The sequence below is a fragment of the Vibrio sp. sp1 genome (assembly GCF_016920955.1).
In the GTDB taxonomy this organism is placed as follows: Bacteria; Pseudomonadota; Gammaproteobacteria; order Enterobacterales; family Vibrionaceae; genus Vibrio; species Vibrio alginolyticus.
In genome coordinates, this window is sequence record NZ_CP060590.1 from 1,147,353 (window position 1) to 1,165,856 (window position 18,504).

Genomic DNA, 18,504 nt, shown 5'->3' on the forward strand with positions numbered 1-18,504 from the left:
GTATGACGAGTATCCACTCGAAACTATCACGAGTACGGAAGCCTCGTGTCCACATTACCTATGATGTTGAAACTGAAGGTACAACTCTTAAGAAAGAACTGCCTTTTGTTGTAGGTGTAATGGGTGATTTCGCTGGTCAAAACACAGAAGCGTTGAAGCCATTAAAAGACCGCCGTTTTATTCAGATCGATCGAGATAACTTTGACGATGTACTCAAAAAAATGAATCCATCGGTGAAGTTTAAAGTTGCGAATAAGCTTGCGAATGACGATTCACAGTTTGAGGTCGATTTAAACTTTAAATCAATGCAAGACTTTGAGCCTGCTGCGATCGTAAATCAAGTTGATCCACTACGCCAATTGATGGAAACGCGTAATAAACTGCGTGATTTGATGACAAAAGTTGACCGCTCAGAAGAGCTTGAAAATATCCTAGAGGATGTTTTGAACAATACGGACAATCTGGCAAGACTTGCAGGCGAGTTAGATCTTGACAAGAAAGCGAAGTCAGACAGTACTGAAGGAGCGGAATAATGACGACTGAAGCTGAAAAACAGTTAGATCCAACAGTTAATGAACAGACAACTTCATTCTTAGATCAAGCTATTGGTGCGACTAAGCAGACCGAAGCTTCTCGTGCTGAGGAGCTGATTAAAACGCTCGCTGAAGAAGCAATGAAAGGGACAGTTACTTGGAACAAAAACCTAACAGTAACTTTTCGTGAAGCGATTAATTTGCTCGATAGGCAGATTTCTGATCAGTTGTCTGAAGTAATGCATCACCCAGAATTACAGAAACTCGAAGGTTCTTGGCGCGGCTTAAATTATCTAGTGATGAATTCAGAGACCAGCTCTACTTTGAAAGTTCGCATGATGAGCATGACCAAGAAAGAGCTACATAAAGACTTGAGCAAAGCTGTTGAGTTTGATCAAAGCCAGATCTTTAAAAAGGTTTACGAGTCTGAGTTTGGTAGTGCTGGTGGTGAACCGTATGGTGCATTGATTGGAGACTATGAGTTTACCAACCACCCAGAAGATATTGAGTCGTTACGCCTAATGTCAAATGTAGCGGCTTCTGGCTTCTCTCCATTCTTGTCCGCAGCTTCACCAGCACTATTCGGCTTTGATGAGTGGACTGAGTTGTCAAAACCACGCGACCTAGATAAGGTATTTGAATCACTAGAATACGCCCAATGGCGTTCGTTCCGCGAGAGTGCCGATTCGCGCTTCGTTAGTCTGACGATGCCAAAAGTCCTTGCTCGTTTGCCATACGGACAAGCTACCGCTCCAGTCGAAGAGTTTGGGTTTGAAGAGTTCGAAGTAGATCCTGTTTCAGGTATTGCTGTTAACGCTGAACATAACGACTACTGTTGGATGAACTCTTCGTATGTTCTTGGTGTTAAGTTAACCGACGCATTTTCAAAATATGGATTTTGTACTGCCATCCGTGGTGCAGAAGGCGGCGGTCGAGTGGATAACTTGCCAACGCATTTCTTCATGAGTGATGATGGCGACCCTGATATGAAGTGCCCAACAGAGATTGGTATTACCGACAGACGTGAGGCGGAGCTTGGTAAGCTTGGTTTCTTACCACTTTGTCACTACAAAAACACCAACTATGCAGTGTTCTTTGGTGCGCAAACCTGTCAAAAACCAGCGAACCATGAATCCCCTGAAGCAACGGCCAATGCGGCCATTTCTGCCCGCCTACCTTATATGATGGCAACATCTCGTTTTGCGCATTATTTGAAAGTAATGGCTCGAGATAAAATTGGTAGCTTTATGGAAGCAGAAGACGTTGAGTCTTGGCTGAACCGCTGGATCCTAGGTTACGTCAATGCTTCTGAAGGCGGTGGTCAAGAGATCAGAGCGAAATACCCTCTAGCAGACGCTCGTGTTCAGGTTAAGGAAATTCCTGGCGCACCTGGTTCTTACAATGCCGTAGCATGGCTGAAGCCTTGGTTACAAATGGAAGAACTGACCACATCTTTGCGACTTGTGGCAAAGATCCCTCAGTCAGGTGGATAAGAAATGAATTGGCTGGTCGAAAGGCCAGCCATGACCAATCTTTATGTTCTAGATGGAATTAGCAGTGTCACTTAACTTTCGCGACCCTAGCAAGCTAAAACATGAGTTCAGTACCGGAGGCTATGCTGAACTTGATAGCCCGTGGTTGACTCGATTCAATGAATCTTCTGATCTTGTAGCGTCAGCGCGAATTTGGATAGAAGGTACACGTTCAAGAGATTTGGACAGCTTTCGTCATAGTGTGATGAACACAATTAACCGCATTGATGAGCTATTAGAATCTCAACTAAATGAAATATTACATCATCCTGAGTTTCAACAGCTCGAAAGGGGGTGGGTTGGAGTTAGGTATTTATGTGAACAGGTTGATTCTCGTTCATCGGATTCTGTAAAAGTTAAGGTTTTAACGGCGACATGGAATGAAATCAGTAAAGATGCTTTAAAAGCCATCGAGTTTGACCAATCAGCACTATTTAAGTTGCTCTATCAAAATGAATATGGCATGGCAGGGGGAGAACCCTTTGGTGTGGTGGTTGGAGATTATCAGCTTCGCTGTGATCCTAGTAAAAATTATTTTGATAGAGATCTGTCTGTGTTGAGTAAGATCTCTCAGTCTGCAGCTGCAGCATTCAGCCCATTTATCATGTCTGCATCGCCAGAGATGTTTGGTGTTGATAGTTTCGCTCAACTCTCTGCGATAAGAGATATAGCGGCCCAATTTGAACAGGAAGATTATGCAAAGTGGCGTAGTTTGAGAGACAACGATGACGCTAAATTTATTGGTTTGACTGCACCTAACGTCTTGTTCCGTCAGCCATACAAAAGTGATGGCTCGCGGAATGATAAATTCAATTTTCAAGAACACATCTACGACTCCAACCGAGATTTGCTATGGGGGAGTAGTGCGTACTGTTTTGCTGCCGTATCAATTAGAGCATTTCAGGAACATGGTTGGTTCACGCATATGCGAGGGATTAAACAAGGCGATTACAGTCAGGGCATTATCGTCGCTCCTACAAGGAGCAAGATGCGTGTTAACGGCAAGAATGATCGTGAAAGATGTCCGTTAAACTTGAAAATCTCTGAGAGAAAAGAACAAGAATTGTCTGAGTGCGGTTTTATTTCTATTTCTCCAATACCTGAGACTGATATGGTAGGGATGACCTCGAATGTATCTCTCTACAAGCCCAAACAATACGCAGAAAAGCATATTTCAACGAATGCAAAACTGACATCGATGTTGCAATACACATTGTGTGTATCGCGAGTCGCACATTATCTCAAGGTTATGGGGCGTGACAAAATTGGTGGGTATCAAGACGCAGAAAGCCTAGAGCGTGACTTTCAACGCTGGTTACATCAGTACACTACCGCATCAGATGAAGCGTCTGATGAGCTTCGAGCTAAATACCCCCTAAATGAAGCAAAAATTACAGTTCGAGAGAAAAGAGAAACTCCTGGACATTATTACTCAGTTATCCATTTGCGACCGCATTTTCAACTCGATCAAATGGTATCTAGCATTAAATTAATTACCGAATTATCACCAGAGCACATGGTGTAAGGAAATAACAATGACTCAATGGAAAAATGCTTTGTCCCAAGGCCTATTGCAACACGCTCTAGAGCAGTTAACTGATGAAATTAAAGCAACACCTAAAGATGCGAGCTTGAGAAGTTCCTTCATTGAGCTTCTTTGCATTGATGGGGACTTCGAGCGTGCGGACGCTCAGCTCATGCAATCGATTAAATTGTTTCCTGAGTATCTGCCTGGTGCAAGTCAGCTACGACATTTAGTGAAAGCAGCTCAAGCTAGAAAGGATTTTATCAATGGTGCGGCTAGTGCCAAAGTAATAGGTGATGAGGAATTAACTAAAGAGCTTGTTCGATTTAATCTTGCTCTCGGAAATCAAGAGTACGAAGAAGCGTCACGTCTATCGCATCGCATTGAAGAGCATCGTACTATTAAAGGGTTTAACGTAAACGGCACAAACTACGAAGATGCTAGAGATATTGATGATCGTTTAGGTGGTTACATTGAACTGTTTTCTACAGCAGGTAACTATTTTCTTGTACCCATATCGAGCATCCATACGCTAGAAGTTAAAGCACCTACTTCTTTGTTAGAGAGTATTTGGCGACCTGTCGAGTTTGATATCGATGGACTTGGTGAAGGCGAAGGCCATATGCCGTTGACATATGTTGACTCAGAGACCGATGCGCAAAAGTTAGGTCGAGAAACGGATTGGAAGCAGATTGGTGAGCAAGAATCTTTTGTTGGCTTGGGTCAAAAATGTTGGTTAGTCGGTGACTCAGCGCTTCCAATCTGTGATTTGACTACATTATTAGAACAGAAACAAATAGCGTAGAAATATCATGTCGTTAACCGTTTCTCTGCTCGACAAATTGATAGATAGTGATCCTCTCACTCGAGATGAGAAAGACTTCCCTGCAAGCCAGCAACAGATGTTGAGCAGCTTACTTAGAGATCTAGAGTCGATGCTGAATAGTCGTATTGGATGGAAAAATATTCCTGATGATCTTCTAGAGGTTCGTTATTCAATATTGAACTATGGGCTGCCAGATTTTTCCTCAATGCCCTATAGCAGCCAAGAAGGGCAGAATCAGCTTTGCGACATCGTTCATGATGCAATTAAAGAGTTTGAGCCGAGGTTAAGGAACCCTCATGTCCAGATTTCGGACGAGAAAAACGCTATTGATAGGGTATTGAGGTTACAGATAAATGCCACTTGCTTAATTGATAACAGTATTCATGAAGTGCGATTCAATTCTGAAGTAGAGCCGGTAAATTTAGGTATGAAACTGAGTAGAGCAAAATGAGTGAAGAGTTTCTCAAGTACTATAATCGCGAGTTAGCTTATTTGCGTCACAAAGGGCAAGAGTTTGGTGAGCAGTATCCCAAGATTGCCGCGAGACTTCGTATTAGTGAGGAACAGGTTGACGATCCACACGTAGAAAGATTGTTAGAAGGCTGCGCATTTCTAACAGCAAGGATTAGACAAAGCTTAGACAATAGTTACCCTCAGTTTACAGAGTCTTTGATGGGACAGTTATATCCGGATTTTCACGCCCCAATCCCGTCAATGTCAGTCATTAAAATGAGCTGTTCTAACTCCACTTCCTCTTATTTTGATGTAGAAGAAGGCGAGCGAGTTGTTATCGGTGCTACTGGATATCATGAATGCGAGTTTAGAACTTGTTATCCGGTCAGAATGTATCCTGTTGATGTGACCTCTGGCGTTTTTAAAAATGCGCCTTTCAAGCCAGTTGGCTCACGATGGGAAAGCAATGCTCATTCAGTTTTGAAAGTACAGCTCACGGCTCAAGATGAAGAGACTCCTCTTGGTGAAATGGGGATAGAACGGCTGCGCTTCTATTTAAACGGTCAATCTCAATTGACTTTTAAGCTCTACCAAATGCTGTTTCAAAACCTAATTGGTTTATCTGTTGTTGTGGATGGCAAAGAAGTTCGTCCTTTAACCAAAAGACATCTTTCTGAAGTAGGATTTTCAGAAGATGAGAAAGTTGTGCCATACAGTAAAAGAAGCTTTTCAGGAGCAAGATTACTTGTTGAGTATTTGCACTTTCCTGAGAAGTTTATGTTCTTTGATATCACCGAACTTGGATTATCTGAGCTAGATCTTGGAGAGCAAGTCGAACTGTATTTTTACTTTGATACCAACGATGACTGGCTTCCAAAGCAAGTGGACGAAGAAAGCTTAATGGTAGGTTGTGTGCCTGTAATCAACTTATTTAAAAGTATTATGGAGCCTAAGCGTATTCTACCAACTGAATACGATTACCACTTGTCTCCGCAATACCAAGAATCTGAAAGTAATGAGGTTGTCTCAATTTCTGACGTAACGTTGAGAAACTGGAACAAAACGTACCACAATTTGCCATGTTATCACGCTGGTGAGCACACGCATTATACAAACACTAGTGAGATTTATTGGTTGATGAGACGTGAGGATAAGAACTGGGCTGGTGGGTATGATGAGCCAGGTAGAGAAACTTACATTTCTTTTGTTGATAAAAAACATCAATTGTTCAGCCCGGATAGCCGGGAAAACTGGTTAATGTACGTGGAAGCTGAGTGCTGTAACCGCAACTTAGCGCAGAAACTTCCATTTGGAGGTGGGCTGCCGCAAGTATCTTTACCGGAGGTAAATGACAATTTCGAATCTGTTCGTTGTTTAGTTTCTTTATCAGAAACTATTCGGCCAGAAATGGATGAAAGCACACGATGGCAGTTAACTAAGCTTTTAACTTTAAACCATTTTACCGAGGAAGATGGTTTAGCAACTTTGAAGCAGACCCTTAATCTCTATGCATTTTCTGGGACAGCAGAAACGAAAGCGGTAATCGATGCTTTAACTAAGTTAGAGTTTGAGCCTACTACAGGAAGAATTAGTCAGAAAGGCAAAGTTGGATTTGCGCACGGTATAAAAATTATTTTGACGGTTTCTGATCAAATTTTACCTAAAGAGCAGATCTTTCTCTTAGGTAGTGTTTTATCTGTTTACTTCTCGCAATATGCTGAAATTAACATTTTTACGCAGTTAGAAATAAGAATTAAGTCCACGGGAAAGTCTTTCCACCTATGGCCCGCATTAACTGGCGATAAGGTGTTGCTATGAGCGCGGAACAATTTTATCGAGAATTAAAGCAACATCCATTGTTTGAAGCGATTCATCTTATTGAACACGAAGTTCTGCAAGCAGAGGCGCAAATAGGAACAGATGCGTTACCGAAGCATGAAAAGCTAAACTTAAAGGTTAATCCATCATTAGGTTTTGAAAATGCTCAGCTTTGTGAACTGAAAAATATAGATGACAGCAAGTTAGAGATTGAGACCAATTTAATAGGCCTAACGGGTGAGCAAGGTGTGCTTCCCCAGCACTATAGTGAATTAGCTTTACATCGCCAAAAAGAAGGCGATACGGCTATGGTGGACTTCTACGATATTTTCAATCATCGCTTATTATCTCTTTATTATCGATGTTGGCAACTGAGTCAGCTGACTGTTCAGTCTCGTGCGCATGCGCAGGGCGCGCGTTCGCCGTTAGAAAGTTGTAAATCGGCATTAACTGGGAAAGGGAGTTCACTGTCCCGGCACTATGGTGGTGTGTTTGCTTCACCAGTGAGAAGTAAAGGTGGACTGAAAAGTATTCTTGAATGTTTATCTGGATGCCAAGTAAAAGTTCATGAATTTCAAGGACAATGGTTACACCTTACGAAAGAAGAGCAAACACGCCTTGCATCCCGAACTATGCCTGAAGGGCAGTTTGCTCAACTTGGTTTAGGAGCGTCTTTGGGTTCGAAAGCATGGAACATCAACGCGGGGACAACAATAGAATTTCTGCCAAAAGATAAACAGCTAGTTAGTAAATTGCTTCCTAACCAACCCAATATAGCAATCATTAAGAACGCTGCTTATGAGTTGATTGGAAAACATAAACAACTGAAGTGGCAGCTCACCACCAAACATAGTTTGCTACCACAAGCTTGTTTATCGAAACAGCAGGGGCAGTTAGGTATTGGTTCTGTGCTTAAAAAACACGAACGTACAAAAGATCGAACTATAACAATTACTATTTAAAGGAAATGTAATGGCTTCACTCTCACTTTCAGCGTTGGTCGAAAGATTGTCTCCTCAGGCTAAGGAAGCACTTGAACAGGCAGCTGCGATGGCAAGCTCCCGAACTCATCACAGTATTGAAATGTCTCACTGGTTAATGATGATTATCCGCCATCCTGACGATATTTACTCTGAAGTTTTTGACGAATTTGATGTCGATAAAATCAAGGTTGAAACCGATATTCAAAAGGCATTAGAAAAATACAAAACAGGATGCCAGTCGGTGCCTGGGCTATCAGCTCATACGGTGACTGTTATGCAAAATGCCTTGTTGTCTGCAACCATTGAATTCAATCAAGAACAGTTGGGGTGCATCCATCTTTTATTTGCCTACTTGTCTGATGATACGTTAGTCAACATGGCTGGTTCGATTAGTCCTGAACTAAACAAGATAGAACCATCTCGCTTATTGAACTTTAAAGAAAGTAATGCGCCTCAATCAAGATCGAATGACTTAGCGCAGTCAAACGCGAATTCCGCCTTGAATCAATTTACAACAGACCTTACTGAGCAAGCTAGGGAAGGTAAAATAGATCCGGTGATTGGTAGAGATAATGAAATTCGCCTAATGATCGATATTTTATTAAGACGCCGACAAAACAACCCGATTCTTACGGGAGAAGCCGGTGTTGGAAAAACAGCCGTTGTTGAAGGTTTGGCGCAAAAGATCATTGATGGCGATGTACCTCCCGCTCTGCAAAATGTGGCAATTAAGTCTCTGGATTTGGCGTTACTGCAAGCCGGCGCAGGCATGAAAGGTGAGTTTGAAAACAGGCTTAAGAACCTTGTTAAGGAAGTAAACGACGCTCCACAGCCTATTATATTGTTCATTGATGAAGCTCATGGCCTAATTGGCGGTGGTGGGCAAGCGGGCCAAGGTGATGCGGCGAATATTCTGAAGCCAGCATTAGCGAGAGGTGAACTCAGAACGATCGCAGCAACAACGTGGGCAGAGTATAAAAAGTATTTTGAAAAAGATGCAGCTTTAACTAGGCGTTTTCAAGTCGTAAAGGTTGATGAGCCAGCCCCTGAACTCGCGATCGAAATGTTACGAGGCTTACTTGATGTAATGGCACAACACCACGATGTTCATATCACTAACCAAGCTCTCAATGCAGCGGTCCAACTGTCAGCTCGATACATTAATGGTCGTCAACTGCCAGATAAAGCGGTTTCTGTTTTGGATACGGCCTGTTCTCGAGTTGCGTTAAGTCAGTCATCTACACCGGGAGGCCTAGATGCGAAAAGAAACAAACTTAAAGCAAAGCAAGCTGAGTATGAGCATCTTAGCCAAGAGAGTCGGCTAGGAGCATCTCTTGATGTGCAGCTGCAAGGTGTCCGAAAAGAGATTGATGCGCTATCTAATGACATTATTGAATTAGAAGTACTTTGGGAAAAAGAAAAAGAATGGGTAAATGAAGCTAAGTCACTTAGAACCCAAATAATCCAGGAGGGTTCTGAAACTGCTAGAGACAAGTTACAAGAGCTTGAAAATAACCTTTCCGCTAACTCACAGCCCTTAGTTTTTTCGCATGTAAATGAAGCGCTAATCGCAGAAGTTATTTCGGATTGGACCGGTATACCGCTAGGTAAACTTCAGGATGATGAAATCCAAGCAGTATTGGGTTTGAAAGAAAGTTTGTGTAAGCGAGTTGTCGGGCAGGATCACGCTTTAGAGCTCATGTCTGAAGTGATAAAAACCGCGAGTGCGCAGCTCACGGATGAGACACGACCAAATGGTGTATTTCTCCTAACCGGACCAAGCGGAGTGGGTAAAACCGAATCGGCTTTGGCGATTGCAGAGAAAGTCTATGGTAGTGAAGAAAATGTCACGACTATCAATATGTCGGAATTTAAGGAAGAGCATAAAGTCTCATTGCTATTAGGTTCTCCTCCTGGTTATGTCGGTTATGGAGAAGGAGGTGTACTGACTGAAGCTGTTAGACGTAAACCTTATAGTGTAATTCTCCTCGATGAAATGGAAAAAGCGCACCCTGGTGTTCAAGATATTTTTTATCAGGTGTTTGATAAAGGCTCAATTAAAGACGGTGAAGGTCGAGATATAGACTTTAAAAACACTATTATTATTATGACCGCGAACACAGGGACCGAAACGACGATGTCTTTGTATTCTGATCCTGATTTATCTCCTGAGCCGTCAGCACTAAAAGATGCTTTACGCGATGATTTGTTGGTCGACTTTAAACCTGCATTTTTAGGGCGTGTGAACGTATTACCTTATTTGCCTCTATCAAGAAAAGTATTGATAGAAATAACAAAATTAAAGTTGGATAAAATTACGACTCGTATTCGTAAGCACTATAACGCTGACCTGTTTTTTGATGAGGAACTAATTAATGATATTGTAGACAATAGCAATGAGTCTGGCAGTGGTGCGCGTGTGGTACAAACAACCATAGAAAATACATTGCTTCCGAAGATTTCTCATGAAATATTGCATGCAATTCTTAATGATAAGACGTTTGATGAAATTATTGTTAAAGGTACAACTAGTGGACTTGATGTCTCAATAGTTTAACATCCTTTACACTCTCAATAATAATTGGGAGTTGGTTCATATTAACTATTATTTTTTATAAAAAACGCTTAAATTAAATCTTATTTAAAGATATAACAGGGCGTATTTAAAATGAAGTTTTTGATACATTAATCACTAATTATCACCAAACGTCAGATAATTAAATTACTACGATATATGTCAATTAATAATGCTATAGGAGATTAGCATGCAGTCTAATACGTATCTTAAATACGCAGATATTAAGGGTGAGGCAACAGCCGAGCAATACAAAGATTTGATTACACTACTATCTGTAGATTGGAGTGTAGGTCGTGAGATCTCATCATACACTGGTACAGCGATGGACCGTGAAGCGAGCGCTACTCGTCTATATGATTTGACTATCACTAAACTTCAAGACCGTTCTTCTCCTGACTTATTTAAAGAAGCGACGATTGGTAAAGGTAAACCAGCGGTTTTCCATATTACTAAGCAGGGTGAGAAGGTTGAAGAGATCATGAAGATCGAACTGACTGATGCGATGATTTCTAACTACTCAGTTTCTATCCAAGACGATCGTCCAGTTGAAACTATCACAATTTCTTACACAGAAATGATGATGACAGTGACTCCTACTGACGATAAGAACAACACTTCTGCTCCATTGGTATACGGCTACAGCGGTGTTAAAGGTCAACAAATGTAATTTTCATGCGGGGGAGTATTCCTCCGCATTTTTTTGAAAGAAGTATTTAATGAAAAGAGCAACTCAAGATAACAATTTCATCCGAATTTCTTCCCCATTCGGTAAAGATGCCATCATACTAAACTCGTTTGAGTATAAAGAAGAGATCTCAGAACTTTTTTCATTGCGTGCTAAAGCTTACTTTAATGATCAACGAAGTGAGTTAAACGAAATTATTGGTAAGGAAGTTACCATTACCCTTGAAAATAATGAGGATGTTTCTTCAAATCCTCGTTATATGCATGGTTACGTTTCTGCTGCAAGATTAGAAGGGAAAAGGGTTTCTAATACACATAAAGGCGAAAATTATAAAAACATAGAATTATTAATAGAGCCTAAATTACGTTTCGCTGAATATCGAAAAAATTGCAGAATATTTCAGCATAAAGATATAAAGGAAATTATCTCTGAAGTACTATCGGAGCATAGTGTTGCCTTTAGTTTTGAGCTAACCAAGTCCTATCCTAAATACACGTACAAAGTACAATATGAAGAATCAGATCTTGAATTTGTTCGACGTCTGTTATCGGAAGAGGGGCTATCATTTTGTTTTACACATACTAAGTCTGCCCATACGCTCAATATTTTTGATGACATCAGTTTTTATAAGCCGGGTACTGAGTTTTTAGTCGATTTTGATACAGGTACGGCGAAATCTAGCCACATTTCTTCTTGGCATGAAACGCAAATTCTGACTACTAAAGCGAGTCAAAAGTCAGGCTATAACATGCTCAAGCCTTCTTCGAATCCTAAAAATACTGCAAAGGGTGAAAGTGATTTTTTTACAGTGCCTGAAAGCGAGTATTTTGAATACATGGGTGAAATGGAGAGCAATGATCAATACGCACTGAGAAACACGCATGCAATAGAAGCACTACAGCAAAATGCATATTTGTGTCGTGGCGAGGCTACGTGCAGAACATTCAGCGTAGGCAAGTGCTTCAAGTTTAAAAAACATGAAGATAAATCTCGAGTTGGCAAAGAATATGTACTGTCTTCTGTTTTTTTGTCTGCTGCTGTTTATAACCAGACTGGTCAAGGTGGCACCGGTGCGCAAGGTGTCAAAGTCTCGTTTAGTTGTGTTGACTCAAAGACAATCCTTCGTCCTTCAGTTAACTATCCGAAACCTCAGATGAAAGGTTTGCAAACTGCAATAGTTACGGGGAACAAAGATGGTGAAATTTACATAGACAAACATGGCCGTATCAAAGTTCAGTTTCACTGGGACCGTGTTGGTAAATACGATGTAAATAGTTCATGTTGGATTCGTGTTGCGCAAAATATCGCAGGTAACGGATGGGGGTCGGTGTTTCACCCTAGAGTCGGACAAGAGGTCATCGTCGAGTTTGTCAACGGAGACCCTGATCAACCAATCGTTACGGGATCACTATATAACGGTAGTCAACTCCCTCCTTACGCTTTACCAGAGCAAAGTTCTCAGAGTGGTTATAAATCACGCTCTGTACAAAAAGGTACATCCAATTTTAATGAGTTGCGCTTCGATGATAAGCCTGGTGAAGAGCACATTTATCTTCATGCTGAAAAACTGTTCCAAATGCTAGTTGAAGACTGTGTTGATATCGCCGTTGAAAACAGTAAAACCGAAAAAGTGACCAATGATGTTAATCAAGAGGTTGGTCAGAACGCGAGCTTGAAAGTAGGTAAAAACTTTTCGAATGAAACGGGTGAAGTGCTGTCTTTTAATGCAGGAAAGAGCGTCGAGATCAAAGTAGGTGGTGCTTCTATTCAGATGTCTAGCTCTGGAGAAATCAATATCAAAGGTAATAAAATATCCATTAACGGCTCAGCTATTGCTCTTAAAGCTGGGCAAATTTCATTGAACTAAGGTGATTTAAAGTGGGTAAACCAGCCGCAATTTTGGGCAGCTTTCATCTTTGCCCTAAAAAAACAGGAAAGATACCGCATGTCGGTGGTCCCGTCGTTGTTGGCTCACCAAACGTAACGATTGGCGGGATACCTGCGGCAAGACAAGGCGACAAGCTTATTTGTATCGGTCCTCCGGATAGTATCTCAGCAGGTTCTTCTAGCGTAACAATCAACGGTAAACCAGCCGCGAGAGTCGGCGATTCAACGTCTCATGGTGGCAAAATTCTATCTGGTATGCCTACGGTTTTAATCGGAGGCTAGATGCCACTCGCATTTCAAACGCATCTTCTATCTTTTAATGGCCGTTCACACACCGTTCGCGAGATAGCTGATGATTCTTTTAGATTGTCCGAGGAAATCCGACCCCCTGACTTTGCTCAATCAATAGATGAGCATATATTAAGCCTCGTGCGCTCTGAGCGCGAGAGTCTTGAGCAAGCTGATATCAAGGGGAATCTCTGTGTTCTTTTACCATCTTCGGTGGACAAAAGTTTGCTTAAAGCATTGATAAGCGAGCTTTCTATTTTCGTTGACCAAACTGTCAATACTGAAATTTACTTTTATCCTTATGGCCAAGCTGCATTTTTGATGGCACTAAATCGGATAAATCGTGAAGTTAATGAAACGCAAGCGACTTGGATACTGGCTATAGAGGTTACGAGTGATGTAGAAGGGCATGTCAAACCTCAAAGCTCTATCATTTTAACCAAGTGTTTTTTTCGACATTCAGGTCTTGTGCCTGATGTTGTTCGAATTGATTTAGATGCCAAACAACAACGCATCGCCGTGGACAAGGTGTTTAAGCAATTAGGAGTAAGTTGTGAACATCCACTCAGTCAATTGTATTTATCCGTTAATAAGGAAGAACCGCAATGGTTAAACTCAATGCAATTCTTGTCTCCGTGGGTGACCGATCAAACTCAGTATCAATTTGTTGATATCAAACTTGGCGGATTGGGTGCATGTGGCGGCGTTTTAAAAGCGTTAGTGATTGATGAGCTTCAAAGAAGCAGCCCCTGCCCAGACTTTCACGTGTTGCAAGCGGACATCGAGTCAGATGGCTATGCGGTAGGAGTAATATACAATTGGCGTAGTGAATAGGTCTGGCTATTGCTTTTCCTTCTAGTAGTAGCTGAGGTTTTAGTGATGCAAATGTTATGGGGGATTGACTCGAAACTGGCCCTTTAATGATGTTTGGACAATGACTAGGCGCAGCTTGCTTTTCAAAATAGCTTTGCTCACCGCGTTTTTACAGTGTTCTTCTCGCTTTCTGATTAAATAGCCAGCCATAGAACACAAACCACATGAAAAGCTGTTCGACTCAAGATATCCTTACCGAAATAAAATAACTTGAGTTTTGGCTTGTTCGAGATCCCACCCGTGACGCATTCCTTTTTATAAACGGTACATGGACTCTGACAGAAGCAAGCCTACTCATAGAATTGGCGGAAAGTGAATTCGAATGAAGTTTATCCACACCTCAGATTGGCATCTTGGTCGACAATTCCACAACGTATCACTACTCGAAGATCAACAAGCAGTACTCGAACAACTGATTAACTATATTGAACGCAACCCCGTCGATGCAGTTGTAGTGGCGGGAGATATCTATGACCGTTCGGTGCCACCAACGGTTGCAATAGAACTGTTAAATCGAGTCGTGAAACGCATTTGTACCGAGTTAGAAACACCAATGATATTGATATCTGGCAACCATGATGGTGCAGAAAGGTTAGGTTTCGGCTCAGAGCAAATGAAAAATGCAGGTCTCCATATTGTTAGCAACTTTGAAGAGATGCTCACTCCCATCATCATAAAAACGGACTCTGCGGACGAGGTCGCGTTTTATGGTATGCCTTATAACGACCCTGAACAGGTCAGGTTTGCCTACAAAGCCTCGGTATCCACTCATGATGAGGCTCATCAATTGCTTGTTGAGCAAATTAAAGAGCGCTTTATCTCTAAGCAAAAGCGCGTGCTCGTGAGTCACTGTTTTGTTGATGGGGCTATCGAGTCAGACTCTGAACGACCATTATCTATTGGTGGTTCTGATCGCGTGAGTCATGAACACTTCTTAGATTTTGACTACGTCGCACTTGGTCATTTGCATCAGCCTCAAAAGAAAGGCGCAGAGCATATCCGTTACTCTGGCTCTCTCATGAAGTATAGCTTTGGTGAACAGAACCAGAGAAAAGGTTTCACGTTAGTTGAACTGGACAAGAAAGGATTTGTTTCTGCAGAGCATATTGATCTTACGGCTCCTCATGAAATGCGCATTGTAGAGGGCGAGCTGGATAAAGTTATTGAGCAAGGCAAAACAGACCCTAAGAATGAAGATTATTTGTTAGTTCGCTTGATGGATAAACATGCGATTTTAAACCCAATGGAAAAACTTCGTTCAGTGTATCCAAACGTTTTACACCTTGAGAAACCTGGCATGTTAATTGGGGTAGAGCAGGAAATGGCGCAAGCAAAGTTGGCGCGAAGCGAAATTGATATGTTCCGAGATTTTTTTATTGAGGCGCAAGATAGCCAGTTGTCTAAAGAGCAAGAGCAAGCTGTTACTGACATTATTAAGCAATTATCACAGCAATAGGGACCAAAGATGAAACCAATTAAACTAACCATGCAAGCCTTTGGTCCGTTTGCAAAAACTGAAATCATTGATTTTGAGAAGCTTGGCAGTAACCCTCTATTTTTGATTAATGGTCCTACAGGTTCCGGTAAAACGTCGATCTTAGATGCCATTTGCTTCGCCCTTTATGGTGAAACCACAGGTAATGAGCGACAAGGTATTCAGATGCGGTGTGACTTATCCGCGCAAGATTTACCAACCGAAGTAGTTCTCGAATTTTCGTTACACGGCAAACAATACCGAGTTGTTCGATCCCCTGAGCAGGAAGCGCCCAAGGCCCGTGGTGAAGGGATGACGATTAAAAAGCACACTGCGGCTCTTTATGAACTCGGTGAGACTGAAACGCTTATCACCAGCAAGACGACTCAGGTTAAAACTGAAGTTAGCAATATTATTGGCTTGAATGAAACTCAATTTCGTCAAGTTATGGTGTTGCCTCAAGGAAAATTCCGAGAACTGTTGCTTGCTAGCTCTAAAGAGCGTGAAGAAATTTTTGGCCAGCTCTTTCAAACTGACATATATAAAAAAATTGAGTACGCGCTCAAAGATAAAGCGAGTGCAATTAGTAAAGCGAAAGGCGAATTTGATAATCAAATTCGAGGTGCTTTACAAGTTGCAGAAGCGAGTTCTGAACAAGAGCTATTACAACAACTGGAACAAGTAACTAAGCAATTAGAGTCTGATAAAAAGAATGAGCAAGCAGCGTTAGATAAGCTCAATACTGCTAAATCTGAATTGCAAAAAGCGGAAACCTTGAATGGAGAGTTTTCGAAACGAGAGCAAGCAGAAAGCGCACTCAAGCTGCATCTAGAACACTCAGATTCGATAAAAGCTCGTCAACAGCAATTAGAAAACGCTAAAAATGCCAATAAGATAGAGTTGCCCTACATCTCATTACAAAATGCAAAAGCTCAAACGCAAGAGCTTAGGCAAAAAATCGTAGCTTTGAAAGAGAGTCTCGAAAAAGCTAATGTCGTTGCGAGAGAACAAGAAAACTTGCAGCAAAGTGCAAAAAAGGCAGCGGCAAAGGTCCCGCAGTTAACGCAACTGCAGTATCAACTTGAAAGTATGAAAAACAAGTTGGTCGAGAAAGACAATTTGGAAAGTAAAATAACGGCGGGTTATCAACAAAAACAACAATTTGAAGCAACGTTAAAACAGTACATAGAACTAAAAGATAAGTTAACGTTACAGGCCCAGCAGGGACAGAAGGAGCTAGAGAAAGCACGAGTTGATGTTGCGCTTATTGGCAGCATCGATGCGGAAATAAAACAAAAACAACGGCTGTTACAGGATCTACAAAAGCTGCATGATCTTACTTTAGAGCTCTCTAAACTCAATGCGCTAACTGTAGGCAAGCAGCAGTCACTACACGAAGCCAGTCAGCGCTATATGCAGCGTCAACAAGCCGCTGATACGATAGAGCTTAAGTGGCACAACGCTCAAGCGGCAGTATTAGCGCAGCGACTAAAAGCAGGTGAAGCATGCCCGGTGTGTGGTAGCGAAACGCATCCTAACCCCGCAACGTTTGTTGAAGAAGCCGTTACAAAAGAGCAAGTTCAGGCGGCTAGAGCGAAAGAGCGAGAAGCTCAAACCTTGTTGAACCAACTAAGCAATCAGCTAGAACAACATAACGTTGTCATTAGTCAGTATCAGAATCAGTGTAACCAGTTGAAAGAGGAGTTGGGTGAGTATGCTACATCTGATATCTCGACGGTTCAAAATGATTTGCAAGCGATCAATGCTCAACTCCTACGTCTACAAGCTATTGATATTGAAAAGCTAGAAAAGAACGTTGAACAGCTTAATCAACGCTGCGTCGTGGGTGAAAATAAAATTCATGAGCTGCAGAATCAAATGGCGGCAAATGAATCAACCGTTAAAGCGAACCAAGAACAATTGGCTCAATTACAAGCTTCTATTGACCCAAAATACAGTTCCGCTGACTTGCTTGAACGTGAAATTTTGCTGACAAACGAGCAAATTCTGAGTTTGAACAAAGGCTTAGAAAAGGCGCAAAACGCTTTGCAGCAAGCGATATTGGAGAAATCAAATGCGGAAAGTCACTTAGCGACGAACAAGCAGTGGTTATCTGAGTCAGAGCAAAAACTTAGCCAAGCAGAATTAGCGTGGAATGAGGCGCTACAGGCGAGTAAATTTGAGGATGAAAGCCATTATCTAAGTAGTCGAGTGGGAGATGATGAACTTCAAGCCTGGCAGCAAGAAATAGACAGTTTCAAACAGGCACAAACCAAGCTTGAGCAAACACTACATGATTTAAATCATGCATTGAAAGATCTTGAAAGGCCTAATTTGGAGTCGTTTAACGACAGGTTAACCACTCTGCAGGCGCAATATATTGAAGTAAGGAATCAACTTGATACCACACGCTCAATATTTGAACGTCTTGAAAAGGTTCGTAAAGATATTGCCGTGTTGCATGAGAAAAATAGTAAGTTAGAAGAAGAATACAAAGTCTTTGGTACGTTGTACGACGTTGCTAGCGGTAAAACAGGCAGCAGGGTTAGCCTACATCGCTTTGTTCTTGGTGTACTGTTGGATGATGTGCTGATTCAGGCCTCTCAACGCTTAAGCCTTATGAGTAAAGGGCGCTATATTCTTGCTCGAAAAACAGAGGGCTTCAAAGGCGCAGCGGGTCGCGGCTTAGATTTAATGGTTGAAGATGGCTACACAGGAAAAACGCGTGATGTTGCGACACTTTCCGGCGGTGAATCATTTATGGCAGCGCTTGCTCTGGCACTTGGTTTGTCGGATGTTGTGCAATCCTATAGTGGCGGTATTCGTTTAGACACTTTATTTATTGATGAGGGCTTCGGTAGTTTAGACCCAGAGTCTTTAGATCTTGCTATTCAAACGCTAGTGGACTTGCAACAGACTGGGCGCATGATCGGTGTTATTTCTCACGTTTCTGAGCTGAAAGAGCAAATGGCGCAGAGGATTGATGTTGAACCATCAAGACTTGGTTCAACGGTGTCGATTAAATCTCAATGTCGCTTCGCTGTCTAAT

Annotated in this window: 14 protein-coding genes; all 14 read left to right on the top strand. The window is 41.8% G+C overall.

From position 1 onward, the window contains the following. The first annotated feature begins 2 nt into the window (after window positions 1–2). The 14 genes from tssB (at window position 3) to H9L11_RS20610 (ending at window position 18,503) form a co-directional block, all read left to right on the top strand. Window positions 3–533: a type VI secretion system contractile sheath small subunit gene (gene tssB / locus H9L11_RS20545; protein WP_005387524.1), complete on the top strand. Its 531-nt coding sequence runs from the start codon at window positions 3–5 to the stop codon at window positions 531–533. Further along, the gene (gene tssC, locus H9L11_RS20550; protein WP_005375950.1) at window positions 533–2,026 is read left to right on the top strand and encodes a type VI secretion system contractile sheath large subunit; all 1,494 of its coding nucleotides are present in this window, start codon (window positions 533–535) and stop codon (window positions 2,024–2,026) included. Before tssB ends, tssC (H9L11_RS20550) begins: the two co-directional genes overlap by 1 nt. Before the next feature lie 52 nt (window positions 2,027–2,078). After that, complete coding sequence (tssC, locus tag H9L11_RS20555; protein ID WP_033907015.1) at window positions 2,079–3,590, top strand: type VI secretion system contractile sheath large subunit; 1,512 nt, start codon at window positions 2,079–2,081, stop codon at window positions 3,588–3,590. Window positions 3,591–3,600: 10 nt separating this feature from the next. Beyond that, window positions 3,601–4,395, top strand: coding sequence for a type VI secretion system accessory protein TagJ (locus tag H9L11_RS20560; RefSeq protein ID WP_005375952.1), 795 nt, complete (start codon window positions 3,601–3,603; stop codon window positions 4,393–4,395). A gap of 7 nt (window positions 4,396–4,402) precedes the next feature. Further along, complete coding sequence (tssE, locus tag H9L11_RS20565) at window positions 4,403–4,867, top strand: type VI secretion system baseplate subunit TssE (protein ID WP_017635621.1); 465 nt, start codon at window positions 4,403–4,405, stop codon at window positions 4,865–4,867. After that, on the top strand, window positions 4,864–6,687 hold the full coding sequence (gene tssF / locus H9L11_RS20570; RefSeq protein WP_017820213.1) for a type VI secretion system baseplate subunit TssF: 1,824 nt from the start codon (window positions 4,864–4,866) through the stop codon (window positions 6,685–6,687). The genes tssE and tssF overlap by 4 nt, the downstream gene beginning before the upstream one ends. Continuing rightward, window positions 6,684–7,649, top strand: coding sequence for a type VI secretion system baseplate subunit TssG (tssG, locus tag H9L11_RS20575; protein WP_005375963.1), 966 nt, complete (start codon window positions 6,684–6,686; stop codon window positions 7,647–7,649). Before tssF ends, tssG begins: the two co-directional genes overlap by 4 nt. A 10-nt stretch (window positions 7,650–7,659) precedes the next feature. After that, a complete protein-coding gene (gene tssH, locus H9L11_RS20580) occupies window positions 7,660–10,227 on the top strand; it encodes a type VI secretion system ATPase TssH (RefSeq protein WP_205391152.1) in 2,568 nt (855 codons plus the stop codon). A 208-nt stretch (window positions 10,228–10,435) separates the two neighbouring features. Then, window positions 10,436–10,915: a type VI secretion system tube protein Hcp gene (locus H9L11_RS20585; RefSeq protein ID WP_005375967.1), complete on the top strand. Its 480-nt coding sequence runs from the start codon at window positions 10,436–10,438 to the stop codon at window positions 10,913–10,915. Window positions 10,916–10,964: 49 nt separating this feature from the next. Next, the gene (gene tssI / locus H9L11_RS20590; RefSeq protein WP_017820211.1) at window positions 10,965–12,800 is read left to right on the top strand and encodes a type VI secretion system tip protein TssI/VgrG; all 1,836 of its coding nucleotides are present in this window, start codon (window positions 10,965–10,967) and stop codon (window positions 12,798–12,800) included. Window positions 12,801–12,811: 11 nt separating this feature from the next. Then, window positions 12,812–13,102 carry a PAAR domain-containing protein gene (locus tag H9L11_RS20595; protein ID WP_005375969.1) on the top strand — a complete coding sequence of 97 codons (291 nt, stop codon included), beginning with the start codon at window positions 12,812–12,814 and terminating at the stop codon, window positions 13,100–13,102. Further along, entirely contained in the window at window positions 13,103–13,942 is an 840-nt protein-coding gene (locus H9L11_RS20600; RefSeq protein ID WP_025767716.1) for a hypothetical protein, read from the top strand. It begins immediately after the preceding gene. 361 nt (window positions 13,943–14,303) lie between these two features. Beyond that, complete coding sequence (locus H9L11_RS20605; protein ID WP_033907016.1) at window positions 14,304–15,437, top strand: exonuclease SbcCD subunit D; 1,134 nt, start codon at window positions 14,304–14,306, stop codon at window positions 15,435–15,437. 9 nt (window positions 15,438–15,446) lie between these two features. Then, window positions 15,447–18,503, top strand: a complete 3,057-nt coding sequence (locus tag H9L11_RS20610; protein ID WP_033907017.1) for an SMC family ATPase — start codon at window positions 15,447–15,449, stop codon at window positions 18,501–18,503. Window position 18,504 lies beyond the last annotated feature (1 nt).